The following is a 26,914-nucleotide window of genomic DNA, read 5'->3' as shown; positions in this document are numbered from 1 at the left end:
AGGGCTGGTCTTCTCACGGGAACTCACGACCGCCAAGGCTATCGGCGGGTGCCCAGCGCCTTCGCCACGGCGGTGAGCAGGCTCTCCCGGTTGAACGGCTTCTGGATCAGCGTGCTGTCCTCGTCCAGGTGACCGCGCGGGTTGAGCACGCCCGCGGTGTACCCGGACATGAACAGCACGCGCAGGTCCGGGTAGTGCGCGCGCAGTTCCCGGGCCAGCTCCGAGCCGGTCATGCCGGGCATCACCACGTCGGTGAGCAGCAGGTCCGGCCGCGCGCCCGCGTGCAGGTGGGAGATCGCCGCGGCCGGGTCGGTGGCGACCGTGACCGTGTACCCGGCCGGCTGCAGCAGGTAGCGGACCAGTTGGGCCAGCTCCGGCTGATCCTCCACCACCAGCACGTGCCCCTGCCCGCGCAGGTTCTCCACCGGCAGGACCGGCGGCTCCTCGGTCGCCTCCTTGGCCGGCAGGAAGATCTTCACGGTGGTACCGATGCCCGGGTCGGAGACGAGCCGGATGTGCCCGCCGCTGTTGTGCACGATGCCGTAGACCGTGGCCAGGCCCAGGCCGGCCGCGCCGCGCGCCTTCTTCGTGGTGAAGAACGGCTCGAACGCGTGCGTCCGGGTCTCCTCGTCCATGCCGCTGCCGGTGTCCGAGACGGCCAGCACCACGAACCGGCCGGACGCCTGCGCGTCCTCCAGCCCACCCGGGTCGATCACGGTGTTGTGTGCCTCGATGGTGAGCACGCCGCCGCGGCCCATCGCGTCCCGCGCGTTCGCCGCGAGATTGGCCAGCGCCTGCTCCAGCTCGCCGCGGTCCGCCTGGACCGCCCACAGGTCCTCGTCGATCTTGAAGCGCAGGTCGATGTGCTCGCCGAGCGCGCGGGTCAGCAGGTCGCGCGCGCCGTCCAGCAGTTCCGGCACGGAGACCGTGTGCGCGTTCGGGCTGCGCCGGCCGAAGGCCAGCAGCTGGTGGGTGAGCGCGGCGCCGCTGGCCGCGGCCCGCATGATCGACTGCGCCATCGCCTCGACGTCGGATCCGGGCTCCGCGTCCGAGGCCAGCACCTCGGCGGAGCCGGCGATCACGGTCAGCAGGTTGTTGAAGTCGTGCGCGATGCCGCCGGCCAGCTGGCCCAGGCTGTCCACCCGGCGCAACTGGTCGAGCTGGCGCTGCATGTCGCGGGCCGCGATCCGCTCGGTGATGTCGCTCACCAGCGCCAGCGAGCCGATGATCTCGCCGTCCGGGCCGAGCAGCGGCGCTGCGGACATCTGCACCCAGAGGGCGGTGCCGTCGGCGCGGATCAGCCGGCACTCGTACACCTCGGAGCGCCCCTGCTGCCGGTCGGCCAGCCGCTTGGCGAGCCGCTGCTGCCCGTTGTTGTCCAGGAAGCCGCGCACGGACAGCCCGAGCAGTTCCTCGCGCGTCATCCCGAGCATGCGGGCCATCTGCGCGTTCGCGAACGTGGTCACGCCGTCCCGGTCGAACTGCCAGACGCCGTCGAGCGTGGTCTCGACGATGTTCCGGTACCGGTCCTCGGAGGCGCGCAGCTGCTCCACCGACCGCGCGGTGGACAGCGCGGCCGAGGTGTGCTCCGCGATCATCCGGGCCGTCTCCACGTCCGCGGCCGTGTACGTGGCCCCCGGCGTGGTCCGGGCCAGCGCGAGGTAGCCGAGGAACGTGCCGTCGGCGATCAGCGGGCAGGCGAGCACGGCCGAGATCCGCGCGCCGGCCAGGTTCGTCCAGTGCTGCGGCGGTGCGAGCTTCTGGAACTCCTGCTGATCCATGGAGCTGAACACGATGGTGGCGCCGGCCCGCAGCCGGTTCAGATGCCCCTGGTCGACCCGGTCGCTGAAACCGCCGAGGAACTCGCCGAGCAGCTCCGGTGCGTCGTGCCCGGAATGCCGGGTGGCCATCGGGCCGAACCGGCCGTCCTCCCGGACGAGCCGGATGCCGCCGCCGTCCCCGACGATCCGGGCGGCGGCCTCGGTGGCGACGTCGAGGACCGATTCCACGCGCGTGCAGGCGGCCGTGAGCGCGGAAGTGAGGTCCGTCAACGCATCGTGGGTGATTCGCGCCGCGGTCTCCATGAAGACACTATCCGCTGGTCAGGCCCCCTCCGGTGGCGGAATCAGGAACCTTGCTCGCGTCACCTTCCGTTCACTCGGCGTCTATCATGCCGAAGTAGGTTCCGCCGAGTGAGCGTGTTTCCAGAGGCCCGTAACGTGAACGATGCCCCGACGGGCCTGCGCGTGAGCTTCAAGGGAACGTTCCACCCCGCTGAGCAGATCGCTCGCGGAGCCGCATTCGAGCTGTTCAGCAACGTCGACGCGGACGGCTTCCGCCGGGTCTCGCGCAACGGCGCGCCCGCGCCGTTCCACCGGTTCGTGCACGCCTCCGAGGTGGAGGGCGTGAGTGTCGGCGGTCACGCGCAGCCCGGGCTCGGCGTGCTCGGCGACGGCACGCCCGAGGACCCGCTGGACACGCCGCTGATGGTGCCGCTGTCCCGCGGCATCCGCTGGGCGGACGTGCACAAGGCCGCGCAGAGCCCGGCGTACCGGGACGATCCGATGCTGGCCAGCATCCGGCGCACCGCCGCGATCCGGCGCGGCACCCGCATGATCAAGGTGCTGTCCGCGAGTCAGATCGCCGGCTACCTGCGCGGCTGGCTGCCCTACGGCTTCTGCTACCGGGAGTACGACGTCGCCCACCTGCGTACGCCGGCCGACCTGATGCTGCTCCGCACGGACGCCGAGGCCGGCCGCGGCATCCCGGACGTCATCTACGCGCTGCGCTGGCGGGCCAACTCGCCGGACGACTACGAGATCCCGCTCGGTGCCGAGCAGGGCGGGCTGCGCACGGTGCCGCCGCGCGACCGGGTCGGCGCGCCGGTCCTCGGCACCGGCTTCACGCCCAGCGAGCGGCACCTGATCCCGGAGTTCGTGACGAAGGACATGGCCGACCTGCCGATGCCGGCGAACGCGGCGCTGATCGCGTATACGTCGGACGGCAGCGAGGTGGTGCTGTACACGTACCAGCCGGAGCAGCGCGGCTGGCTGCGCATGGTGGGGCCGCAGTGGCGGCACCTGGTCACCGGCATCCCGGAGATCCCGCCGGATCAGGAGTACCTGCCGGTCGGCGACGCCGTCCGGTCCACCATCCTGGTCGGCATGTACGGCGAGCGGGAGTACGAGGCGATCGCGGACCTGCCCGGCGGCTTCCGCGTGCTGGCGATGACCCGCGCCGCCCGATACCCGGTGGACAACGTCAGCCGCCGGGCCGCGTTCGGCCGCTGGCGCGGCGTGTACTGCCAGGTGCTGCACACCGACTCGGGCTGGACGCGGCTGCGCCTGGCCCGCCCGGACGCGGACTCGATCTCCAAGCTCGGCGCGCAGTGCTACGAGCGCGGCATCTACGAGGTGTGGGCGCCGGCGGGCGAACTCACCGATCACGAGACCGTGACCGTGCACTACCCGCCGGCCTGACGCTCACCCGCCCAGCCGGGCCAGTTCCTCCTCGACGATGGACGGGTCCAGCTTGCGGAACACCGGCTTCGGCGCGGCCAGCGGCGTGCCGGCCACGACGTCCGCCGGCTCCCACCGCGCACCGGCCGTGTAGTCGCCGGTCAGGATCGGGTACGACGGGCCGCCGTCCAGGTCCTCGACCTCCTCGATCCGCGGCTGCGGCGCGTGCACGCCGGTGCCGCCGAGCAGCTCGTGGATCTTCTGCGCCGAGTGCGGCAGGAACGGCGTGAGCAGCCGGTTGCAGTCGCTCACCGCCTGCAGCGCCACGTGCAGGATGGTGCCCTGCCGCGGCTTGTCCGCCTCCGCCTTCAGCTTCCACGGCGCCTGATCGGAGAGGTACTTGTTGACCTCCGCCACGATCCGCATCGCCTCGCCGATCGCCGCCTTCTGCCGGTGCCTGCCGATCAGGTCACCGACCGACTGGAACCCGGCGCGGACGGTGGCCAGGAGGGCGAGATCCTCGGCGGTCGGGTCGAGCAGGGCCGGGATCTCGCCGAAGTTCTTCGCCGCCATCGAGATGGACCGGTTGACCAGGTTGCCCCAGCCCGCGACCAGTTCGTCGTTGTTGCGGCGGAGGAACTCGGCCCAGGTGAAGTCCGTGTCGTTGCTCTCCGGGCCGGCCGCCGCGATGAAGTAGCGCAGCGCGTCCGCGTCGTACCGCTCCAGGAAGTCCCGCACGTAGATCACCACGGACCGGGACGAGGAGAACTTCTTCCCCTCCATGGTCAGGTACTCGCTGGAGACCACCTCGGTCGGCAGGTTGAGCCGGCCGCGCGGGCCGGGCTCGCCGCCGCGGTCGCCCTCCCCGGAGTAGCCGAGCAGCAGCGCCGGCCAGATCACCGAGTGGAAGACGATGTTGTCCTTGCCCATGAAGTAGTACGCGTTGGCGTCCTTGCCCTCGCCGTCCGCGGACCACCAGCGGCGCCACGCCTCCGGGTCACCGGAGCGGCGCGCCCACTCCACGGACGCGGACAGGTAGCCGATCACCGCGTCGAACCAGACGTAGATCCGCTTGTCGCCGCGGTCCTTCCAGTCCGCGAGCGGGATCGGCACGCCCCACTCCAGGTCGCGCGTGATCGCGCGCGGCTGGAGGTCGTCGACCAGGTTCTTGGAGAAGCGCAGCACGTTCGGCCGCCAGCCCTCGCGGGTGTCCAGCCAGGAGTTCAGCGCCGAGACGAAGCCGGGCAGGTCGAGGAAGAAGTGCTCGGTCTCGACGAACTTCGGCGTCTCCCCGTTGATCTTCGACTTCGGGTTGATCAGGTCGGACGGGTCGAGCTGGTTGCCGCAGTTGTCGCACTGGTCGCCGCGCGCACTGTCGTACCCGCAGATCGGGCACGTGCCCTCGATGTACCGGTCGGGCAGCGTGCGCCCGGTGGACGGCGAGATCGCGCCGAGCGTGGTCTTCGCGACGATGTAGCCGTTCTCGTACAGCCCCTCGAAGATCTCCTGCACCACCGCGTAGTGGTTGCGCGTGGTGGTGCGGGTGAACAGGTCGTACGACAGGCCCAGCCCGTGCAGGTCCTCCACGATCACCCGGTTGTAGCGGTCCGCGAGCTCGTGCGGCGTCACGCCCTCCTTGTCCGCCTGGACCTGGATCGGCGTGCCGTGCTCGTCCGTGCCGGACACCATGAGCACGTCGTGACCGGCCATCCGCATGTACCGGCTGAAGACGTCGGAGGGCACTCCAAAGCCGGAAACGTGACCGATGTGGCGCGGGCCGTTGGCGTATGGCCAGGCAACCGCCGCGAGAACGTGACTCATGACAGTCAACTCTAATGACCCGCCCTCGGCCGCCGCGAACCTATTGACCCTCCACTCCCAGGTACAACACACCAGGCGATATGCACGCAATTCACCTTGATTCATAGTCAAATGGGACGGTGACGGGTAGCGAGAAGCAGGATCAACCCACGACCCCTCCGCCGGTACGCGGTGCGGCCGCCCCCGTCACGCCGAAGGCGGCGCCGGCCGAGATCCGGCACACCGTCCCACTCCCGCTGCACCGCCCGGCCGCCGCCGAGCACCCCGGCGGCGAGCCGGACGCCGCCCGGGTCCGCCCCACCGAGGACCTGAGCGCGGTGCGCCGCCCCCGCCACGGCCGCCCGGACCCGGAGGACGCTCCCCGGCCCACCGCCACCGAGCCCACCGAGCCCACCGAGCCCACCGAGCCCACCGAGCCCGCGTCCGCCGCCGGTCCCGCACCCGCCGTTCCCGCACCGAGCGAGTCCGCGCCCGCCGCCGGTCACGCACCTTCCGGTTCCGCGCCGAACGGCTCCGCACCCGCTCCCGGCTCCGCGCCCACCGGTCCCCCGCCCGGCGGCCCCGCACCCATCGCGGGCGCGCCGCCCGCCCCGCCGGTCGCCGCCGGGCCGCTGTCCAGCGCGGACGCCGCCCTCGGCAGCGGAAGCCAGGCCGGCTTCGAGGTGGTGGCCGGATCCGGCAGCACGGACGCCGCGCCACCGGCACCGGCGCAGTCCTCCGCCGCCCGCCCGGTAGCCCCCGCACCCGCCGCACCCGCACCCGTGCCCGAACCCGCCGCGCCCGCGATCGCCGCCCCGCGTGACCGCGCCAGCTGGCGCTCCCCCACCGCGGCCGAGGACCCGCACGCCGCGGACCTCGCCTGGCCGTCCCCCCGGATGCGGGTGGGCCGCCCCTCCCCGGTGGACCCGCCGGCGCCGCGCCCGGCGACCCGGCTCCCGCGCAACCCGGCCACCGGGCTGCCGCTGCTGGTGGTGCTGGCGCTGCTGACCGCGTTCTTCGCCTGGGTGAGCGCGGAGCCGCTCTGGCTGGCCGTCGGTCACGGCACGCCCGGCACCGTCACCATCACGCACTGCTCCGGCCCGACGCTGGCGCAGCGCTGCCAGGGCACGTTCGCCGGCGCGCGCTTCACCGCGGCGGACGTCGCCGTGCTGGGCGTGCCCAGCCACGACCGCGCCGAGGGCACGCGGCTCCCGGCGCGGATGGTGGACGAGGACGCCACCCGCGCGCACGCCAGCTTCCGCGGCCTGGGCCTGCACCTGCGCTGGTCGCTGGGGCTGACGCTGGTCTTCCTGTGCGGCCTCGGCATCGCCTGGGCGACCGGCGCCACCCGGCTGGAGACCCGCCGATCCCGGACCCGGGCCGTGATGATCAGCCTCGGCGCGCCGCTGACGCTGCTGCTCGGCTTCCTCATCGCCGCCTGGTGACGCCGGCCGGCCGCTCAGCCGCCGGCCGTGACCAGGTTGTAGACCTCGCGGCGGCGCAGCCCGTGCAGCGCCGCGACCGCGGTGACCGCGTCGCGCCGGGACACGCCGGTCGCCTCCTCCGCGGCCACCTCGGCCTTGAGCTGCTCGTCCGAGGGACGCTCACCGGCGGTCGGCGCGGCGCCGGCCACCACGAGCGTGATCTCGCCCCGGGGTGACGACTCGTCCGCCCAGGCGGCCAGCGCGGCCAGCGCTCCCCGTCGTACCTCCTCATAGGTCTTGGTCAGCTCGCGGCAGACGGCGGCCTCCCGGTCCGCGCCGAAGACCGCCGCCAGGTCCGCGAGCGTGCCGGAGACGCGGTGCGGCGCCTCGAAGAACACCAGCGTGCGCGGCTCGGCCGCGAGCTCCCGCAGCCGGGAGCGGCGCGCGGAGCCGGACCGCGGCAGGAAGCCCTCGAAACAGAACCGGTCGCTCGGCAGCCCGGACAGCGCCAGCGCGGTGGTCACCGCGCTCGGCCCGGGCGCGGCCGTCACCGGGATACCCGCGTCCAGCGCGGCCCGGACCAGCCGGTATCCGGGGTCGGACACGCTCGGCATGCCGCCGTCGGTCACGATCGCCACGACATAGCCGGCGCGCAGCGCCTCGACCAGCTCCGGGGTACGCCGCTCCTCGTTGCCCTCGAAGTAGGAGACCACCCGGCCGGCGACCGTCACGTCCAGGTCCCGGGCGAGCCGCGCCAGCCGCCGGGTGTCCTCCGCGGCCACCACGTCGGCCGAGCCCAGCACGTCCCGGAGGCGCGCGGACGCGTCCCCGACGTTGCCCAGCGGCGCACCCACCAGGATCAGCCGTCCGCCGTCCACCACAAGCTCACCTCGTAATCCCGTCGGGCATCGATCGGAAGTGGGGGCGGGTTTCCCCCTCCACCGCCCATGCAGCCTACGATCGACCGGTGACCTCGGCGGCAACAGCGCAGACAGACGGCCTCGCGGACCCGGCGATCGACCCCGGCGCTCCCTCGAAGGCCACCTCACCTGCTCGGACGGGTGACGACCTGGTCCCCGCGATCGTGCGGCGGCGCCTGGTCCCGTGGGACCGGCGGTTCGACGGCTACTCGTGGGCCGCGACCGGCTTCGTGGTGGCGATCGCCGCGCTGCTCCGCCTGGTCGGGCTCGCCGACCCGAAGGGCCTGGTGTTCGACGAGGTCTACTACGCGACCGACGCGTACGACATGCTCTCCCGCGGCATCGAGTGGGACGAGAAGACCGGCGGCCCGGCGTACGTGGTGCATCCGCCGCTCGGCAAGTGGGCGATCGCGCTCGGCGAGGCTGCCTTCGGCAACAACGAGTTCGGCTGGCGGATCTCCGCGGCCGTGGCCGGCATCCTGTCCGTGCTGATCCTGACCCGGCTGGCGATCCGCCTGTTCGGCTCCGTGATCCTGGGCTGCTCGGCCGGCCTGCTGCTCGCGCTGGACGGCTTCCACCTGGTGATGTCGCGGACCGCGCTGCTGGACATCTTCCTCCAGCTGTTCATCCTGGCCGCGTTCGCCGCGCTGGTGCTGGACCGCGACCACCGGCGGCGGCGCTGGCTGGGCGCGATCGAGCAGGGCCGGGTGCAGCCCACCGGCCGGGTGGTGTTCGCGTTCCCCGGCGGCGTGCCGTGGTGGCGGCTGACGGCCGCGGTGCTGATCGGCTGCGCCTGCGGCGTCAAGTGGAGCGCGATGTCCGTCCTGCCGATCTTCTTCCTGCTGGTGTGGCTCTGGGAGGGCGGCGCGCAGCGTACCGCCGGCATCCGCTGGGGCTACCTGAAGGCGCTGCCCTACGCGTTCGGCTGGAGCCTGATCTCCGGCGTGATCATCGCCGCCGTCTACCTGGCCACCTGGACCGGCTGGCTCGCGACCGACGACGGCTACTTCCGGCACTGGCTGGCGGACAGCGGCCGCGCGGAGCCGCCGGTGATCGGCGCGCTGATCAACCTGTGGCACTACCACTCCGAGGCGGTCGGCTTCCACAACCAGCTGGTGACGAAGCACCCGTACCAGTCATGGCCCTGGCAGTGGCTCCTGCTGGGCCGCCCGGTGGCGTTCTTCTGGGACGGCGACCTGCCGTGCGGCGCATCGCACTGCGCCGCCGAGGTGCTGCTGCTCGGCACCCCGGTGCTGTGGTGGTCGTTCATCCCGGCGCTGCTCGCGCTGATCTGGTTCGGCATCGCCCGGCGCGACTGGCGCGCCCTCTTCATCCTGCTCGGCGCCGCCGCCAACTTCCTGCCGTGGTTCTGGTTCGCGATCACCGAGGGCCGCACGATGTTCTCGTTCTACGTGCTCCCCTCGGTCCCCTTCTTCGTCCTCGCCGTCGCCTACGTCCTCGGCGCGATCATGACCCCCACCTTCGCCTCCCAGCGGCTCGACCACGAGGCCGTCCTCGAACGCCGCAAAATCGGCGCCGTGGTCCTCGGCGTCTACCTGATCCTGGTGGCAGTCTGCTTCTGGTACTTCTACCCGGTCTTCGTAGGCGAGTCGATCCCCTACTCCGAGTGGTCCGCACGCATGTGGCTGGGCAGCCGCTGGATCTAGATCACAGTCCGGGGCCCGCTCCCGGCCCGGTGCGGCCCGCATGCTCCCGCGGGCCAACCTCGCGGCGGCCTCCGCCGCCGCTCCGGCCGCCGCGTCGGAGCCGGTTCCGTCGCCGGTCACCGAGCCACGCGAGCTACCCGGCCCCGACACCCGGCCGCGCCGCCCGCACCGCCCCCTCCCCGACCTCGGGACGGGTTTGCCTCCCCACAACCCACGGGGGCGGTGGCAGGCCGGGCCTCGCCAGCCGCGGACGTGCGGGGAGGCATCCTGCGACGATCGGTGCCGGGTCCGGCCGAGCGTTCTAGACCGGCGCCCGGCCGAGCCTTCGAGGCCGGCGCCCGGCCGAGCCTTCAAGGCCGCGCCCGGCCGAGCCTTCAGGCCGGCACCCGGCCGAGCCTTCAAGGCCGGCACCCGGCCGAGCCTTCAAGGCCGGCACCCGGCCGAGCGTTCCGGGCCGCGATGCCGGCGTTATCCGGATGCGCCGCGGGAGCCTCCGGGGCTGAGGCGAGCCCAGCGGCGTCGGCCACCGACGCGCCCGGCCATCGCACGTCCCCAGTAGCGTCGGCCACCGACGCGCCCGGCCATCGCACGTCCCCAACCGGTGCGTCCGGCCATCACGCGTCCGGCCACTAACGGGTCCCGACCACGGGCAGATCCCCGGCAGACCCTGACCACGGGCAGAGCCCGAGCAGATCCCGACCACAGGTTGATTCCGACCACGGGTTGATTCCGACCACGGGCGGATTCCGGCCCGCCAGGCCCGGCCACCCGGCCCGGCCACCACGCCCGGCCACCAGGCCCGGCCACGAAAGGCCCAGCCACCAAGAACCTGCCGCGGTTCGGCCGGATGCGTCGACGCGTGCGCTGACGTCTCTGTCGTTCGATCTGGGGCCCGACCGATCCGGACGGGCCCCAGATCTTTGTGCCGGCGGTGCCGCGCGCCCTGCGATCCCGTGCCGTCCGATGCCTCGGACCGGACCCCACCGTGGGGAGGAAGGACGCCCCCCGTTACCGCTGCCGACGCTGATTAGCCTGCATTTGGGGCACGAGGGTGTCAACCACGGTGAATAGGAAACGACAGAACGCCGCAAGACGGTTGATCGCCGCGCCGGTCGACCCCTGATCGGCCGACAATATGAACTGTAAAGGTTCTTCAGAGTTAGGCGGCGGCACCCATCGAGGGAGGGCACAAAAAGGGGCGCGCTCCGATCGCCTGCCACGGGGGAAGCGGGCGATAGGAGCGCGCAACACAGATGCTAACCACCCGGGATCACGGACACAACGGGTAGGGGGGTGAACAGATCGCCCGCTATAAATCACCCCATACGGCCTTTTCGCCCAAATCGGACACATCGGACGGTCGAGCACGGTCCGGGCCACTGTGGATCATCGATCCGGGGCGGCAAACCGGAAGTCTGATGACTTTTGCCTCAGTCGCCTTGCGGACAGCGAAGCGGCGCACGCCCGGCCGTAACCTTTCTCGCGTCACTGCGGCACACCACGTCAATCGCTTAAGAAATCGTCGCCGACAAATACATTACCGGCGTCACCGACGCGATCATCAGCATTTCGTCCCTTTCCGTCATGCGATCGGCCATCATCCTGCCGAGTGAGGGGAGAGGATTTCTTATCTGCGCCTTTCCTAATCTCGGAGAGTGACTCAGCACGATCCCCCCACTGACCGGTCGAGCGGCCCGAACGGCCTCGACGACACCCGTACCGCCCCCGCGGCCCGGGGGCCCCACCACTCACCCGACCGGGACGAGAGCGACCTCCCGCTGGCCGGAATGGCGCACGCGGAGACGGCGCACATCGAACTCGGATACACGAAAGTCGATTCGCTGGACCGGCCGGCGGATTTCATCGACGATCTCGACGACGAAACGGTCGCCACGACCGTACTGCCGGTCAATGCGGCGTCCGCCGGGCCGGTGTTCGTGGACGTGACCGGGCGGCGCCGGCGGCGGTTGCAGCGCGTCGCGTTCGTGGTCGGCGCGCTCTCGCTCGTCTACACCGGAATGGTCGGCGTCAGCCTGGCCGGCGGCCCGGTCAGTCCGCGCGCGCTGCTGCCGTTCCCCGAGGTGCTGGAGAACGTGGTGCCCGGCATCGTCAAGCCGGAGCCGTCGCCGTCCGAGCCGGAACCGGTCCGCTCGGCGGAACCGCAGCGCGAGCCGGTCAACCCCTACCAGGCCTATCCCCCGCAGCCGGACGCGCTGCCGCAGCCGCCGGTGATCCCGACGCAGACGACCCGCACCGGGCTGGGCGTCGCACCGACGCCGAGCCGCACCACGTCGCCGCGGCCGGTCGAGTCGGCCCGGGTGACGCCCACGCCGAGCCGCGTGCCCGAGTCGGCCATCACGCCCACGCCGAGCGCCTCCCCGGTCACGCCCACGCCCTCGGCATCCAACCAGGGCGGCGCCGGCGGCGGCGTGACCGTCGGGGTCGGCGCCGGCACCACGGACCCCCGCGAGGAGTCCGGCGGCGCCGGAGCCGGCAGCGGCACGACCACCGGCGGCACCACCAGCGGAAACACCACCGGCGGTACGACCAACGGCAACACCACCAGCGGAAACGCGGGCGGATCCGGATCGGGCACCGGCGGAACCGGCGCCGGAACCGGCACCAGCGGCAGCGGCGCAGGAAGCGGCAGCGGCGCAGGAAGCGGCAGCGGCGCAGGAAGCGGCAGCGGCGGCAGCGGCGCCGGAAGCGGCAGCGGCAGCGGCGGCAGCGGCGCCGGAAGCGGCAGCGGCGGCAGCGGCGCGGGAACCGGCACCGGTGCGGGCCAGAGCGGCGACGACGGACCGGGCGCCGGCGCCCCGACCTCCGGCGCCGGTAACGGCCAACCCACCGGTACCGGCGGCGCGGCCACGAACAGCGGCGGCACCGGCGGCGGCATCGGGAACACCGGCACCGGCGGTACCGGCGGCGGCGCCGGCCTCCCCGCGGCCGAGCCCGCCCCCGCCGCCGAGCCCCCGCCGGCCGACGAGGCACCGGCGGCGCCGCAACCCCCCGCCCCACCGATGCCCGAGCCGGTCCCGGCCGTGCCGATGGACGAGGCCCGCCCCACCGCCCCGCTGGAGACCGTCGCCGAGGACGAGACCGGTGCGGACGAGGCCGGTGCGGACGAGGCCGGCGACACCGGCGACGAGAGCCCGGAGACCGACGCGTGATAGTCCCGCCGCCCCGCCCGGAGGCCGCCCCGCCGTCCCGGCGGCACGCCCACGCCACGCCCGCCCGCCGCATCGTCCCGCGACCGCGCCTGCTGGTCGCGGGCACGCTGCTGGTGCTGCTGGTCAGCGTGCTGTTGGTTCGCGCGTACGCCGCCTCGGCGCTCTCCCCGGACGGGCTGCACCAGAGCTCCGGCGCACAGGGCGCCGTCCCGGCGGGAATCGTCGAGGGCGGCCCGATCATCAACACCGCGCGGGGCGGCGCCCAGTCGTACCGGCTGCCGGAGAAGACGATCGCGCTGACCTTCGACGACGGCCCGGACCCGTGGTGGACGCCGCAGGTGCTGCGCAAGCTGGCCGAGCACGACGTGGACGCCACGTTCTTCGTGGTGGGCAGCGGGGCGGCGCGGCACCCGGACCTGGTGCGGCAGCTCGCGGCGGAGGGCCACGAGCTGGGCGTGCACACGTTCACGCACCCGGACCTGACGAGGATGCCGAGCTGGCAGCGGCGCGTCGAGTACTCGCAGACGCAGATGGCGATCGCGGCCGCGACCGGCGTGAAGACCTCGCTGATCCGCTTCCCGTACTCGTCGAAGGCGGTCGCGATCGACGACGAGAACTGGCCGCTCTACCGGGAGGCCGGCGAGCTGGGCTACCTGTCCGTGCTGAACGACACGGACAGCCGGGACTGGGCCCGGCCGGGCGTGGCGCAGATCGTGCGGAACGCGACGCCGGAGGGCACGCGGGGCACGATCACGCTGTTCCACGACGCCGGCGGCGACCGCGCGCAGACCGTGGCGGCGCTGGACTCGTTCATCCCGGCGATGAAGCAGCGCGGGTACCGGTTCGTGACCGTCTCGCAGGGCCTCACGCAGGCGATGGCGTCGGCCGCCCCGGCCGGGAACGCGACCGCGCGGACCGAGCAGCCGGCCACCGGCGGCGAGAGGTGGCGCGGGTCCGCGCTGGTGTGGGCGATCCGGATCGCGGACGCCACGGTCGGCGTGCTCGGCGTGCTGTTCGTGATCGCCGGTGCGCTGACGCTGGTCCGTACCCTCCTGATGCTGGTCCTGGCGGGCCGGCACGCGCGCAGCCGGCGGCGGAGGGACTTCCGCTGGGGTCCGGAGGTGACCGCGCCGGTGTCGGTGATCGTCCCGGCGTACAACGAGAAGGAGGGCATCGAGGCGGCCGTGCGGTCGCTGGCCGGCGGCGACTACCCGCGGATCGAGGTGGTGGTGGTCGACGACGGCTCCTCGGACGGGACCGCCGATCTCGCGGAAGGGCTGGGCCTGCCGAACGTGCGGGTGGTCCGGATTCCGAACGGCGGCAAGCCGAACGCGCTGAACACCGGCGTCGCGTTCGCCAGTCACGACCTGATCGTGATGGTGGACGGCGACACGATCTTCGAGCCGGACTCGATCCGGCGGCTGGTGCAGCCGTTCGCGGACCCGTCCGTGGGCGCGGTGGCCGGCAACGTGAAGGTCGGCAACCGGAACAGCCTGGTGGCGCGCTGGCAGCACATCGAGTACGTGATCGGGTTCAACCTGGACCGCCGGCTGTACGAGACGCTGCGCTGCATGCCGACCGTGCCGGGCGCGATCGGCGCGTTCCGGCGGGAGGCGCTGGTGCAGGCCGGCGGCATGAGCGACGAGACGCTGGCCGAGGACACCGACGTGACGATGGCGTTCCTGCGCAACGGCTGGCACGTGGTGTACGAGGAGAACGCGCGCGCCTGGACCGAGGCGCCGGCCAGGCTGGGCCAGCTGTGGAAGCAGCGCTACCGCTGGTCGTACGGCACCATGCAGGCGATGTGGAAGCACCGGAAGGCGCTGGTGGAGTCCGGTCCGTCGGGCCGGTTCGGCCGGGTGGGCCTGCCGATCCTGGCGCTGTTCGGCGTCACGCTGCCGCTGCTGGCGCCGGTGATCGACCTGCTGACGCTCTACGGGCTGCTGTTCCTGGGCCGCACCGAGACCGTGATCGCCTGGCTGGCGATGCTGGTGATGCAACTGGTCACCGCGGTGGTGGCGTTCCGGCTGGACCGGGAGTCGATGAAGCCACTGTGGACGTTGCCGTTGCAGCAGTTCGCGTACCGGCAGCTGATGTATCTGGTGTTGATCCAGTCCGCGGTGACCGCGCTGACCGGCGCCCGGCTGCGCTGGCACAAGCTGCAGCGGACCGGTGACGCGCTGGTCGGCGCCGCGCCCCGGGACCGCACGCCGGTGGGTTGAGCGGGCGGGCCCGGTGGTCTACCGGGCCCGTTCCACCGCCTCCGGCGCGGCTGTCACCGGCGGGAACACCACGCGCAGCGAGGTGCCCTCGCCGGGCCGGTCGGAGAGCGCGAGCGTGGCGTGGTGGACGTCCAGGATTCGCTTCGCCACCGCGAGCCCGCGGTCCGGCCCGCCGCCGTGGTCCGGCCGCGCCACCGCGCTCCGGTAGAGGTGGGTGAAGAGGTCGGGCCGCTCGGTGTCCGGCTGGTCGAGGTCGTCCAGGCGCACGGCCGGGCCGCCCTCGGCCTCCGTGCTCACCCGCACCCGGCCGCCCGGCGGCGTGAACTTCACGGCCGCGAAGAGCAGGTGCATGAGGACCTGTTCCAGCCGTACGGGGTCCGCGTAGATCGGCAGGCAGGGGCCCTGGCCGTGCAGGATCCAGATCTCCTTGGTGGCCGCGATCGGCCGGACCGCCCGCACCGCCCGCTCGGTGATCCGGCTCAGGTCGACCTGGCGCAGGTGCAGCGCCTCGTAGCCCTCGTTCTCCGGGTCGGCCATCGCCAGCAGGTGCGCGACCAGTTGCCGCATCGGGTCGAGGTAGCGCCGGGTGGTGCGGACCAGCGCCTCGGCCAGCACGCGGTCCGGTTCCCGGTCGGTGCTCACGCTCGCCAGGTACGCGCCGAACTCGTGCAGCGGCGCGCGGAGGTCGCCGGCGAGCAGGTTCGCGAAGTCGTCCCGGCGGCGCTCCATGTCCTGCAGCCGGGCCACGGTCCGGTTCAGCGCCTTGGCGTACCGGCGGAGTTCCAGCTGCGCGGTGACCTGCCGGGACAGCGCGCGCAGCGCCTGCAGCTGGTCCAGGTTGAGCCGGCGGGGCTCGGAGTCGACCACGCACAGCGTGCCGAGCGCGAACCCGTCGGTGGTGACCAGCGGCGCCCCGGCGTAGAACCGCACGCCGGGGTCGCCGGTCACCATCGGGTTGTCGGAGAACCGCCGGTCGGTGTGCACGTCCGGCACGACCAGCAGGTCCTTGCCGAGGATCGCGTGCGCGCAGAACGAGACCTCGCGCGAGGTCTCGTCCAGCTCCAGCCCGATCTTGGCCTTGAACCACTGCCGGTCCGCGTCGATCAGGCTGACCAGCGACATCGGTACGCCGCAGACGCGCGAGGCGAGCGCCACGATGTCGTCGAACTCCTGCTCCGGCTCGGTGTCCAGCACCTCCAGGTCGTGGAGGGTGGCGAGCCGTCCGGCCTCGTTCTCCGGTTTCGCCGCTTCCATCCGCCACCTCCGGCCGCCGTGTGAGCCTGCGCTGCCAGAGATATCAGCCGCAAGGTGCAGGAGCGGTCACTTCCCGCCGACTCCGGCCAGTCCCGCGATCAGCCAGCGCCGCGCGAACAGGTAGAGCAGGAAGATCGGGAGCGTGGAGAGCAGCACCGCCATCATCAGGCCGGGCACGTTCACCGCGTACTGCCCCTGGTAGTGCCACAGGCCGAGCGCGACCACCCGGTTGTTCAGGTCCTGGGTGAGGATCAGCGGGAAGATGAAGCCGTTCCACGCGTTCAGCCCCACGAAGATCCCGACCGTGCTGATGCTGCCCCGGGACATCGGGAGCACCAGCTTCCAGAAGATCCGGAACGGGCCGGCGCCGTCCACGGTCATCGCCTCGTAGAGCTCGCGCGAGACGTCCCGCAGCGAGCCGGAGAGGATCAGCACCACCAGCGGCAGGTTGAACGCCACGGTCGGCAGGATGACCGCGCGCAGCGTGTCGTACAGCTCCAGGCGCGTGATGATCAGATAGACCGGGACGATCACGGCCTGGGCCGGGATGGCCAGCCCGAGCAGGAACATCCGGAACGACAGCGAGGCGGCCCAGGACCGGGAGCGGACGATCGCGTACGCCGCCGGCAGCGCCAGGGCCAGCGTCAGCAGGATGCTCCCGGCCGTCACCGTGAACGTGTTCAGCATGTACGTGCCGAACCGCGCCTCGAAGACCTGCGAGATGTTCGCCCAGGCGATGCCGTCCGGCAGCGCCAGCGGCCCGTTGCGCTGGTAGTCACGGCGATCGGTCAGGCTCCAGATCACCAGCAGCAGCAGCGGGAAGCCGACCACGGCCAGCCAGACCAGCGAGAGCGCGCCGGCCGCCCAGTTCGGGCGGTCGACGGAGCGCCGGGGCCCGCCGGCGCGCGGCGCGGGCCGGACCGCGGAGCGGGTGGGGGTGGAGACCGCCACGGTTACATCCCCTCCAGCGTGGAGCGCATCCGGGAGAAGCCGGAGAAGCGCACGATCGCCAGTGACAGCAGCGTGCCGAGCAGCACCAGTCCGGTCGCGATCGCGGCGGCGTAGCCCATCTCGCTCCGCTCGAACGCGGCCTGGTACATGAGGAACGGCAGCACGTAGGTGGAGTCGCCCGGCCCGCCGCCGGTGAGCAGCAGGATCGTCTCGAAGTAGGTGAGCGATCCGACCAGCATCAGCACGGACGAGGTGACGATGGTGTTGCGCAGCTGCGGCAGCGTGACCCGGAGGAACGACTGCCACCGGTTCGCGCCGTCCATCCGCGCCGCGTCGTAGAGCACGGCCGGGATGTTCCGCGCCGCGCCTTGGTACAGCAGCGTGTGGAACGGCACGAACTGCCAGGTCACGGTGATGATGATGCAGATCAGCGCGCCGCGCGGGGTGCCGATCAGGTTGCCGTCCGGGACGCCGATCCACGGGCCGACCACCGCGGCCACGCCGAAGTTCGGGTCGAGCATCGACTTCCACATCAGCGCGATGGCGGCGCTGGAGAGCAGCAGCGGCAGGAAGAAGATCGCCGAGAGCACGGCCCGGTTGCGCTGCCGGCCGGCCGCCCAGACGCCGAGCGGCAGCGCCAGCGCGGTCTGCGCGGCCCAGGCGAACAGCATCAGCAGCAGCGTGGTGCGGGTGGAGGTGAGCACCAGCGGGTCGCCGGCCAGGCGCGTCCAGTTGTCCGTGCCGATGAACCGCGGGTCGCCGATGCCGGTCCACTCCGTGAAGGAGAGCAACGCGACCAGGACCAGCGGCAGCACCGCGAAGAACGCGAAGAACAGCGCGGCCGGCAGGACGTAGACCGCCCCGGGCCGGGGGGCCCGATCTCCCCCGGCACCGGGTGTCACCGACACCACTCTCACAGCGCGGCCATCGCGGACGCGAAGCCGTTGGCGTCCAGCTCGCCGAGGAACAGCTTCTGGAGGTTGGTGAGCATCGGGTCGCGGTACTTCTGGTCGACCGCCTGGTCCCAGGAGAGCTGGAAGCTCGGGGCGTCCCGGACCATGCCGTAGACGAACGCGGAGAACTCCGGGCTGGGCGAGGCGGACAGCCGCGACTCGAGCCCGGTGATCGGCGGCACGTCGCCCGCCTTGATCCAGTCGTCGACGTACGCGTCGGAGGCCATCTCCTGCTTCAGGAACGCGGTCGCGTCCGCCACGTTGGCCGACGACTTCGTGATCGAGAAGTAGTTGGTGGGGTTGCCGACGATCGCCTTCGGGTCGCCCGCGCCGCCCTCGTAGACCGGGAACGTGGTCCAGCCCAGGCCGTTTTGCGCGAACTCCGGCTGCTGGTCGACCTGGTTCGTGTACTCCCACGAGCCCATCAGGTGCATGGCCGCCTTGCCCTGGGCGAAGATCGTGCCCGCGCCGCCGGCCTCGTAGTTGACCGACGCCCAGTTGGTGCCGAAGCCGCCGCGGTCCACCAGCGCCGTGATCTCGTTCAGCGCCTTGATCATCGCCGGGTCACTCCACCCGGTCTTGTCGCCGTCCGCGATCCGCTGGAAGACGGCCGGCCCGCCGATCCGATCGGCGAGGTACTCGATCCACATCAGCAGCGTCCACGGCTGCGTGCCGGCCAGCGCGAACGGCGTGATGCTCTCCGCCTTCAGCCGGTCGACCAGGGTGAGCGTCTCGGCCCAGGTGGTGGGCGGCTGCGCGCCGACCCGGCCCAGGACCTCCTTGTTGTAGTACAGGATGATCGGCTGCATGCCGCGCAGCGGGACGCCGTAGTACTGCGCGCCGATCTTGCCGGCCTCCAGCACGGCCGGCAGGAACCTGCCCTTGAACGCCGCGTCGGCGTCCAGCGTGGGCGTGAGGTCGACCAGCAGGTCGCCGCGCACGTACTCGCGGATGCTGCCGCCGCCCCAGTTGAAGAACACGTCCGGCCGCTGCTCACTGCCCATCGCGACGCCCAGCTTCTGCTGGTACGCGTCGTTGATGAACGTGCTGAGCTTGGCGTCCGCGGCGTCGCCCGCGTTGAAGCGGTCCACCGCGGCCTGCTGCACCCGGTTCTGCACCGGGTCCTGAAGGCACCAGATATCGATGAGAGCCTTGCTATCGTCACCCTGCGGGCCACTGCTGCCACCACAGCCGGCGGTGCCGAGCACGGCGGCACCGGCACCAAGGCCGGCGAGACCGAGCAGCGATCGTCGGGACATCAGCGGGTTGGTCATATCGGAATCCCCTTAACAAGCATCGACCGCGCGGACCGAAACTTTCGGAAGATCATCGGTAAGTCGCGTGATGTTCCGCACGCTACGACGGTGTTACGACGCGGTCAACCCCTGTCTATGCACCCGTTTAAGCGTTACTTTGTAGTGACCTTCGCGCCCCTCGGCGCGCCGAGAAGGTAGAAGACCTTTCCGGAAAGCGATCGGAACTTGCGAACAATCTCAGGAGGTCGCTCGTGACCGAGCGAGGCGAGCTGGCCGGACCACCCACCGCGGTGGCCGAGCCATGGCGGGACCCGTCCCGCCCCGTCGGCGAGCGCGTCGCGGCGCTCCTGGCCGCGATGACGCTGGAGGAGAAAACGGCTCAGCTCTGTTCCGTCTGGATGGGCGCCACCGCGACGGACGGCGACATGGCGCCGCACCAGCACGAGCTGCTCGACGAGCCGGACTGGCCGCAGCTGATCAGGAACGGGCTCGGGCAGATCACCCGGCCGTTCGGGACCGCGCCGATCGGCCCGGCCGACGGCGCCGCCGCGCTCGCCGCGCTGCAGGCCGAGATCGTCGCGGCCAGCCGGCTGGGCATCCCGGCGGTCGCGCACGAGGAGTGCCTGACCGGCTTCCTCACCTGGCAGGCGACGGTCTACCCGACGCCGCTGGCCTGGGGCGCCGCGTTCGACCCGGAGCTGGTCGAGACGATGGCCGGGCAGATCGGCGGCGCGATGCGCGCGGTCGGTGTCCACCAGGGACTCGCGCCGGTGGTGGACGTGGCGCGCGATCTGCGCTGGGGCCGCGTCGAGGAGACCATCGGCGAGGATCCGTACCTGGTCGGCACGATCGGCGCGGCGTACGTGCGCGGTCTGGAGAGCACCGGCGTGGTCGCCACGCTCAAGCACTTCGTCGGCTACTCCGCCTCCCGCGCCGGGCGCAACTTCGGCCCGGTCTCGGTCGGCCCGCGTGAGATCGCGGACGTGCTGCTGCCCCCGTTCGAGATGGCGCTGCGCGACGGCGGCGCCCGGTCCGTGATGGCCGCCTATGTGGAGCTGGACGGCGTGCCGGTCACCGCCGACGCGGCCGTGCTCACCACGCTGCTCCGCGACGAGCTGGGCTTCACCGGCACCGTGGTCTCCGACTACTTCGGCCTCGCCCACCTGCGGATGCTGCACCGGGTGGCGGACGGGGACGCGGAGGTGGCCGCGCTGGCGCTCACCGCCGGCATAGACACCGAGCTGCCCGGCATCCGCAACTACGGCCCGCCGCTGGTCGAGGCGGTCCGGTCCGGTCTGGTGCCGGAGTCGCTGGTGGACCGCGCGGTCACCCGGGTGCTGACCCAGAAGTGCGAGCTGGGCCTGCTCGACCCGGACTGGAAGCCGGCGCCGCCGCCCGGCACACCGGACCTCGATCCGCCGGAGGCGCGCGCGCTGGCCCGCCGGCTGGCCGAGGAGTCCATCGTGCTCTGCGCGAACGACGGCGTGCTCCCGCTGGCGCCGGACGCCCGGATCGCGCTGTGCGGCCCGCTCGCGGACGACGCGGCCGGCATGCTCGGCTGCTACACGTTCCCCCGGCACGTCGGCCCGCACCACCCCGGGCTGCCGCTCGGCGTGGTGATCCCGACGCTGGCCGAGGCGCTCGGCCGCACCGCGATCCCGGGCTGCACCATCGACGGCGACGAGGAGCCGGACATCGCCGACGCCGCGGACGCGGACGTGATCGTGGCGGTGCTCGGCGACCGGTCCGGCATCTTCGGCATCGGCACCTCCGGCGAGGGCTGCGACGTGCCGGACCTGCGGCTGCCCGGGCGCCAGGGCGAGCTGCTGGAGCGGCTGATCGCGACCGGGCGCCCGGTGGTGCTGGTGCTGCTCTCCGGCCGGCCGTACGCGCTGGGCGCCTACGCGGACCGGCTGGCCGCGATCGTGCAGGGCTTCTTCCCGGGGGAGGAGGGCGGTCCGGCGGTCGCGGACGTGCTCACCGGCGCGGTCTGCCCGTCCGGGCGGCTGCCGGTCAGCATGCCGGTGGGTCCGGGCGGGCAGCCGGCCACCTACCTGACGCCGACGCTCGGCCACCGCTCGGACGTGAGCACCGTGGACCCGACGCCGCTGTTCCCGTTCGGGCACGGCCTGTCGTACACGACGTTCGAGTGGACCGCGCCGGAGAGCGGCACCGTCACCATCGCGGCGGACGGCGAGGCGGTCGCGTCGGTGACCGTGCGCAACACCGGCGAGCGGGCCGGGTCCGAGATCGTGCAGCTGTACCTGCACGACCCGGTGTCGCAGGTGACCCAGCCGGTGCGCCGGCTGATCGGGTACGCCCGGGTGCCGCTGGTGCCGGGGGAGGCGCGGACCGTCACGTTCACCGTCCCGGCCGACCTGACCGCCTTCACCGGCCGCGAGGGCCGCCGGATCGTCGAGCCGGGCGAGATCGAGCTGCTGATCGCCGCGTCCAGCGAGGACGTGCGGCACACGGCCCGGTTCACGATCGCCGGCCCGGAGCGGGCGCTCGGCCCGGACCGCCGGATGACCAGCACCGTGACCATCACCGCCTGACGCGCACTGGCAGAAGTGGGGTGGTTCCCCGTATCGTGGCTCTCACGAAACGGGGAACCACCCCGTTTCATTGAGCGAGGGCGGAGCCATGCGCGCGGTGCGATACGACCGGTACGGACCACCCGAGGTGCTGCGCGTCGCGGACGTGCCCGAGCCGGTCGCCGGCCCCGGCCAGGTGCTGGTCGACGTGCACGCGGCCGGCGTGAGCGGCGGCGAGGACGCGATCCGCGAGGGCCGGCTGCGGATGGTGATGCGCGAGCCGCTCCCGCGCGGCATCGGCAACGAGTTCGCCGGCGTGGTCGCCGGCACCGGCCCGGGCGTGACCGGCTACCGCCCCGGCGACCGGGTGTGGGGCCTGACCCCGTGGCGCACCTTCGGTGCCGTGGCCGAGCGGGTGGTCGTTCCGGCCGCGCGGCTGGCCCCGGCGCCGGCCGGCCTGGATCTGGTCGAGGCGGCCGCGCTGCCGGTCGCCGGGACCACCGTGCTGACCGCGCTGGCCGACCGGGTCCGGCTGCGCGCGGGCGACCGGCTGCTGGTGCGCGGCGCGGCCGGCGCCGTCGGCGTGGTCGCCGTCCAGTTCGGCCGTGAGACCGGCGCGCACGTCACCGCACTGGCCGGCGCCAACGGGCTGGACCTGGTCCGGCGGCTCGGCGCGGACGAGGCGCTGGACTACCGCACCACGTCACCGGCGGACCTCGGCACGTTCGACGTGATCCTGGACCTGGTGGGCACGGACGTCCGCGCGTACCGCCGGCTGCTGACCCGGCGCGGCCGGCTGGTGGCCCTGGTCGCCGACCCGGACCACCTGGTCCGCAGCGTGCTGACCGGCTTCCTGCCGCGCGTGGTCGCGTTCAGCAACAACCCGCCCGCGGAGCGGATCGCACGGCTCACCGAACTGGTCGAGCGGGGCGCGATCCGCCCGGTGATCAGCGCGGTGCTGCCGATGTCCGAGGCCGCGGAGGCGCACCGCCGGGTCGCGCGCGGCGGCGTCCCCGGCAAGATCGTGCTGACGACTCAGGCGTCCGAGCCGGTGTAGCTGAACCAGTCGAAGTGGACGATGCCGCGCAGCGACGCCATGCCGATCACCCGGCCGGTGAACCCGCCCGCGACCTCGGTCGAGAGGTAGCGGCCGTCCAGTTCGGCCAGCGACACGAACATGTCGTCCGCGACCAGCCCGAGCCGGACCAGGTCGGGCGAGTCGGTGGGCGAGTCCGGGTCCGGCCCGGCGCCGTCGATCGCGATCGTCAGCAGCGCCGGGCCCGCGGGACGGCGGTGGATGCCGAGCACCTGCCGCAGCGGGCCGATCCGCGCCTCCGCGATCACCTGGTCGCCGTCGACGTGCACGCCGTACCAGTGCCGCTCGTCCAGCCGCACCATCAGCCCGCCGACCGCGCCCGGCTCGGCCTCGGCGCGGGCCTGCACCCGGCAGCTCAGGTGCTGCTGGCGGCGGCCCGCGAAGCCGCCCTCCGGCACGGTCAGCCAGCCCTCCCGCACGTCCAGCCGGGCGGTCGCGGCGCGCGGCTCGATCCACCGCGGGTGCAGGCGCGGCTCGCGGAAGTCGTCCCGCTCGTCCTCGGCCGGCCAGGGCGCCGCGGGCAGCGTCGGGCCCTCGGTCACCGGCCCCACCTCGCCCACCACCGGCCAGCCGTCCACCCAGGTCACCGGCGCCAGGAACGTCTCCCGGCCGAGCACGTGGTAGCCGGGGCTGCCACCGCGCGGGCGCACGCCCAGGAAGAACAGCCACCAACTGCCGTCGTGCGCCTGGATTAGGTCGCCGTGGCCGGTGTTCTGGATCGGCCGGTTCGTGCCGCGGTGGGTGAGGATCGGGTTGGCCGGGCACGGCTCGAACGGCCCGTCCGGGCGCGGGCCGCGCGCGATCGAGACGCTGTGCCCGCGCTCGGTGCCGCCCTCCGCGATCAGCAGGTACCACCACTCGCCGATCCGGTAGAGGTGCGGCGCCTCCGGGGCCTGCGCGCCGGGCGTGCCGGACCAGGTCGGGCGCAGCGGTTCCAGCGTCTCGCCGGTCTTCGGATCGATCCGCGCCTGCGCGACGCCGGCCACCGTGCACCAGCAGGTGCCGTCCGCGTCCCAGGCGATGTCCGGGTCGATGCCGGTGATGCCGGGCAGCCGGACCGGGTCGGACCAGGGCCCGGCCGGGTCGGTCGCGGTCACGATGACGGTGCCGCCGCCGGAGACGTTCGTGGTGATCAGCCAGAACAGCCCGTCGTGGTGCCGCAGCGTGGGCGCGTAGACGCCGCCGGACGCCGGGACCCACGGGCCGAACCCGAGCTGCTCCTCGCCGAGCGCGTTGCCGATCTGCCGCCAGTGCACCAGGTCGCGGCTGTGCAGGATCGGCACGCCGGGCACGTACTCGAAACTGGAGCAGGCCAGGTAGTAGTCCTCGCCGACCCGGCACACGCTCGGATCGGGGAAGAAACCGGGGACGACGGGGTTCCGAAAGGCACCGATGACGAGCTCCCTGCAACCTCAGAAATCGATCAAAGGGTACGGTCGTGACCGTACCCTTTGATTCGGCTCGAATCCATGATCTTGATCTTTGAACGACGTCAGCCGTTAACGCAGGCCGCACCGTTCAGAGCGAACGCCACCGGCGCCGGGTTGCTGCCGGTGTGCGTGCCGTTGAAGCCGAACGACGTGCTGCCGCCCACCGGGATCGACCCGTTCCAGGCCGCGTTCGTGGCGGTGACCGTGGCGCCGGACTGGGTGACCGAGGAACTCCACGACTGCGTCACCGTCTGCCCGGCGGCGTAGTCCCAGCGCAGCGACCAGCCGCTGATCGGGCTCGACCCGGTGTTGCGCACCGTGACGTTCGCGGTGAAGCCGGCGTTCCACTGGTTCACGGCGTAGGTGACCGCGCAGCCGCCGGCCGGGCCGGGCGTGGTGGGCCCCGGCGTGGGCGTGGTGACCGTGCCGCCGAGCCCGGCCGCCGCGCCGTCGTAGGCCGGCTTCCTGGCGTAGTTCTCGTCCCACATCAGGGCCGCGCCGTACCCCTGGAACACGTCCGGCACCCAGGAGTACCTATCGGTGATGCCCCAGACCGTCACGCCGGTGCAGCGGGTCACGTTCGCGCAGGCGGTGAAGACCTTCTGGTAGTCGCTGCGCTGGGTGGCCAGTTCGGACGCGTCCGCCGGCGTGGTCATCCGCACGTCGAGCTCGGTGATCCGCACGTCCACGCCCAGGTCCGCGAAGCGCTGCAGGTTCGCCTGGAGGTCGGACGGGACCTGGCCGAGGATCAGGTGGGCCTGGAAGCCGACGCAGTCGATCGGCACGCCGCGGGCCTTGAAGTCCCGCACCAGGTTGTAGATCGCGGTGCTCTTCGGGTTGATGCCGTCCGTGGAGTAGTCGTTGATGCAGAGCTTCGCGGCCGGGTCGGCGGCGCGCGCGGCCTTGAACGCCTCCTCGATGTACGAGTCGCCGATCCGCTGCTGGAAGATCGACTGGCGCCGCGCGCCATTGTCCTCGAACGCCTCGTTCACCACGTCCCAGGCGACCACCTGGCCGGCGTAGTGACCGGCCACGTTGGAGATGTGGTTGCGCATCGCGGCCAGCAGGTCGGCGCCGCCGGTGATGCCGTCCACCCAGGCCGGGTACTGCTGGTGCCAGACCAGCGCGTGCCCGTAGAGCTGCTTGCCGCCGGAGGCCGCGTAGGACGCGACCGCGTCGCCGGCCGTGTAGTCGAACGAGTTCCGGGACGGCTCGGTGGCGTCCCACTTCATCGCGTTCTCCGCCACGACGAGGTTGAACTCGGTGTCCGCGATGTTCTTGTACGCCGGCTCGCTCAGATAGCTCGACGTGAGCGCGAAGCCGACCGTCTTGCCCTTCGCGGCGGCCAGGCTCTGCAGGGTGGTGGCGGCGTCGGCGAGCCGCGGGACGGCGATCGCGGCCCCGGCCGCGAGGAGCACGGCGGCCGCCGCGTAGATCGGCCGGTGCCGGTGACGTCTCGGCGGGCGAGGCGAGTCGTCGGTCATCGGAAGGCGGTCCTCTCTGACGGAAGGCTCCCGGCACGGCGGTGGAGGCGCCGCTAGATCGACTAGGCTCTATGGGAGCGATCCCAAGTATTGGCCGCGGCCCTCGCCAGCGTCAATCTCTTACCGGAAAAGGTCCGAAACAGATCAGGCCTGCGCGGTGCTGTCCCGCACCACGAGGTGGGTGGCGAGCTCGACGCGCGGCGTCTCGATGTCCTCACCCTGCGCCAGCCGCAGCACCGTTCGCGCAGCCAGCAGCCCCATCTCGGCCAGCGGCTGGCGGACCGTGGTGAGCGGTGGGGAGGCCCAGCGCGCCTCCGGAAGGTCGTCGAAACCCACGACGCTGATGTCGTCCGGCACGCGCAGCCCGCGACGGCGGACCGCCTCGTACACCCCGAACGCCATCTGGTCGCTGGCCGCGAAGATCGCGGTCGGCGGATCGTCCACCTCCAGCAGCGCGGCGCCGCCGGCGAACCCGGACTCGTGGTAGAAGTCGCCCTGGAACAGCAGGTCCTCCGCGACGTCGATGCCGGCCGCCTCCAGACCCGCGCGGTAGCCGTCCAGCCGGGCGCGCGAGCAGAGCAGCCGCTTCGGCCCGGCGATGAAGCCGATCCGCCGGTGGCCGAGGGAGAGCAGGTGCTCGGTGGCGCTCAGGCCGCCCGCCCAGTTCGTCGCGCCGATCGTCGGGATGTCCATCGCGGGCACGCCGGCCGGGTCGACCACCACCATCGGGATGTTCAGCCGGCGCAACTCGGCCAGCAGCGGCGGGGACAGGTCGGAGACCACGAAGATGACGCCGTCCGTGGCCCGGGCGCGCAGGTTCTGCAACCACTGCCGGGCGGACGTGGAGCGCTGGTGGATCGCGGAGACCACGGTGCCGACGCCGGCCGCATGCGCCACGTCCTCCACACCACGGATGATCTCGACGGCCCACGGGCTGTCCAGATCGTTGAAGACCAGGTCGATCAGGCTGGCGGAGACCCGGCTGCGGGCCGCGCGGCGCCGGTAGCCGTGCTGGCGCAGCAACTCCTCGACGCGCTCGCGGGTCTGCGGCGAGACGTCCGACCTGCCGTTGAGCACGCGCGAGACGGTCGGCACCGAGACGCCCGCCTCCGCGGCGATCGCCGTGATGGTGACCCTGCGTCCCTCGCCGACGGTCACGGACGCCTCCCTCTTCGCTTGCGGCTGTCCCCGCCTATCTTGCACCAGCGGCGCACGGATCGGGGATCGCGCAACTTACGAATCTCTACCGGTACGACGGGAGCGGCCGGTTGGCGGGCCGCTCCCCTCGTACCGAT

General features: G+C 72.6%; 17 protein-coding genes. 7 read left to right on the top strand and 10 right to left on the bottom strand.

The window, feature by feature from the left end:
* Positions 1-38: 38 nt before the first annotated feature.
* Positions 39-2,051 carry a PAS domain S-box protein gene (locus J2S41_RS37140; protein ID WP_310375337.1) on the bottom strand — a complete coding sequence of 671 codons (2,013 nt, stop codon included), beginning with the start codon at positions 2,049-2,051 and terminating at the stop codon, positions 39-41.
* A gap of 141 nt (positions 2,052-2,192) precedes the next feature.
* On the opposite strand from J2S41_RS37140, the gene J2S41_RS37135 reads away from it, so the two are divergent.
* Positions 2,193-3,479: a hypothetical protein gene (locus J2S41_RS37135; RefSeq protein ID WP_374728225.1), complete on the top strand. Its 1,287-nt coding sequence runs from the start codon at positions 2,193-2,195 to the stop codon at positions 3,477-3,479.
* Between the two features lie 3 nt (positions 3,480-3,482).
* Here the strand turns inward: J2S41_RS37135 and metG are convergent, their stop codons facing one another.
* Complete coding sequence (gene metG, locus J2S41_RS37130) at positions 3,483-5,279, bottom strand: methionine--tRNA ligase (protein ID WP_310375335.1); 1,797 nt, start codon at positions 5,277-5,279, stop codon at positions 3,483-3,485.
* Between the two features lie 119 nt (positions 5,280-5,398).
* Here metG and J2S41_RS37125 point away from each other — a divergent pair, with 119 nt between their 5' ends.
* Complete coding sequence (locus J2S41_RS37125) at positions 5,399-6,703, top strand: hypothetical protein (protein ID WP_310375332.1); 1,305 nt, start codon at positions 5,399-5,401, stop codon at positions 6,701-6,703.
* Between the two features lie 14 nt (positions 6,704-6,717).
* Here J2S41_RS37125 and rsmI read toward each other — a convergent pair whose 3' ends face one another.
* Positions 6,718-7,563: a 16S rRNA (cytidine(1402)-2'-O)-methyltransferase gene (rsmI, locus tag J2S41_RS37120; RefSeq protein WP_310375331.1), complete on the bottom strand. Its 846-nt coding sequence runs from the start codon at positions 7,561-7,563 to the stop codon at positions 6,718-6,720.
* Between the two features lie 86 nt (positions 7,564-7,649).
* On the opposite strand from rsmI, the gene J2S41_RS37115 reads away from it, so the two are divergent.
* From J2S41_RS37115 to J2S41_RS37105, 3 genes are all read left to right on the top strand, one after another.
* On the top strand, positions 7,650-9,269 hold the full coding sequence (locus J2S41_RS37115; protein ID WP_310375329.1) for a dolichyl-phosphate-mannose--protein mannosyltransferase: 1,620 nt from the start codon (positions 7,650-7,652) through the stop codon (positions 9,267-9,269).
* A 1,655-nt stretch (positions 9,270-10,924) separates the two neighbouring features.
* Positions 10,925-12,439, top strand: coding sequence for a hypothetical protein (locus tag J2S41_RS37110; RefSeq protein ID WP_310375327.1), 1,515 nt, complete (start codon positions 10,925-10,927; stop codon positions 12,437-12,439).
* On the top strand, positions 12,436-14,661 hold the full coding sequence (locus tag J2S41_RS37105; RefSeq protein ID WP_374728224.1) for a bifunctional polysaccharide deacetylase/glycosyltransferase family 2 protein: 2,226 nt from the start codon (positions 12,436-12,438) through the stop codon (positions 14,659-14,661). Before J2S41_RS37110 ends, J2S41_RS37105 begins: the two co-directional genes overlap by 4 nt.
* Positions 14,662-14,679: 18 nt before the next feature.
* On the opposite strand, the gene J2S41_RS37100 is transcribed toward J2S41_RS37105, so the two are convergent.
* From J2S41_RS37100 to J2S41_RS37085, 4 genes are all read right to left on the bottom strand, one after another.
* The gene (locus tag J2S41_RS37100; protein WP_310375325.1) at positions 14,680-15,915 is read right to left on the bottom strand and encodes a GAF domain-containing sensor histidine kinase; all 1,236 of its coding nucleotides are present in this window, start codon (positions 15,913-15,915) and stop codon (positions 14,680-14,682) included.
* Positions 15,916-15,981: 66 nt separating this feature from the next.
* Positions 15,982-16,866 (bottom strand): carbohydrate ABC transporter permease, encoded by an 885-nt coding sequence (locus J2S41_RS37095; protein WP_310375323.1) that lies wholly within the window; start codon positions 16,864-16,866, stop codon positions 15,982-15,984.
* A 2-nt stretch (positions 16,867-16,868) separates the two neighbouring features.
* Positions 16,869-17,768 carry a carbohydrate ABC transporter permease gene (locus tag J2S41_RS37090; protein WP_310375321.1) on the bottom strand — a complete coding sequence of 300 codons (900 nt, stop codon included), beginning with the start codon at positions 17,766-17,768 and terminating at the stop codon, positions 16,869-16,871.
* Positions 17,769-17,779: 11 nt separating this feature from the next.
* On the bottom strand, positions 17,780-19,093 hold the full coding sequence (locus J2S41_RS37085; RefSeq protein ID WP_310375319.1) for an ABC transporter substrate-binding protein: 1,314 nt from the start codon (positions 19,091-19,093) through the stop codon (positions 17,780-17,782).
* 233 nt (positions 19,094-19,326) lie between these two features.
* Here J2S41_RS37085 and J2S41_RS37080 point away from each other — a divergent pair, with 233 nt between their 5' ends.
* Together J2S41_RS37080 and J2S41_RS37075 are read left to right on the top strand one after the other, a co-directional pair.
* Complete coding sequence (locus J2S41_RS37080) at positions 19,327-21,630, top strand: beta-xylosidase/alpha-l-arabinosidase (RefSeq protein WP_310375317.1); 2,304 nt, start codon at positions 19,327-19,329, stop codon at positions 21,628-21,630.
* Positions 21,631-21,718: 88 nt separating this feature from the next.
* The gene (locus J2S41_RS37075; RefSeq protein ID WP_310375315.1) at positions 21,719-22,666 is read left to right on the top strand and encodes an NADP-dependent oxidoreductase; all 948 of its coding nucleotides are present in this window, start codon (positions 21,719-21,721) and stop codon (positions 22,664-22,666) included.
* On the opposite strand, the gene J2S41_RS37070 is transcribed toward J2S41_RS37075, so the two are convergent.
* The 3 genes from J2S41_RS37070 to J2S41_RS37060 form a co-directional block, all read right to left on the bottom strand.
* Entirely contained in the window at positions 22,645-24,099 is a 1,455-nt protein-coding gene (locus J2S41_RS37070; RefSeq protein ID WP_310376803.1) for a glycoside hydrolase family 43 protein, read from the bottom strand. The two genes, J2S41_RS37075 and J2S41_RS37070, sit on opposite strands and share 22 nt — an antisense overlap.
* A gap of 98 nt (positions 24,100-24,197) precedes the next feature.
* Positions 24,198-25,619, bottom strand: a complete 1,422-nt coding sequence (locus tag J2S41_RS37065) for a glycoside hydrolase family 10 protein (protein ID WP_310375314.1) — start codon at positions 25,617-25,619, stop codon at positions 24,198-24,200.
* Between the two features lie 144 nt (positions 25,620-25,763).
* The gene (locus J2S41_RS37060; protein ID WP_310375312.1) at positions 25,764-26,777 is read right to left on the bottom strand and encodes a LacI family DNA-binding transcriptional regulator; all 1,014 of its coding nucleotides are present in this window, start codon (positions 26,775-26,777) and stop codon (positions 25,764-25,766) included.
* Positions 26,778-26,914: the final 137 nt, after the last annotated feature.

Origin of the sequence: Catenuloplanes atrovinosus (assembly GCF_031458235.1) — a bacterium.
GTDB lineage: Bacteria > Actinomycetota > Actinomycetes > Mycobacteriales > Micromonosporaceae > Catenuloplanes > Catenuloplanes atrovinosus.
This window is presented reverse-complemented; position numbering and strand designations above follow the sequence as displayed.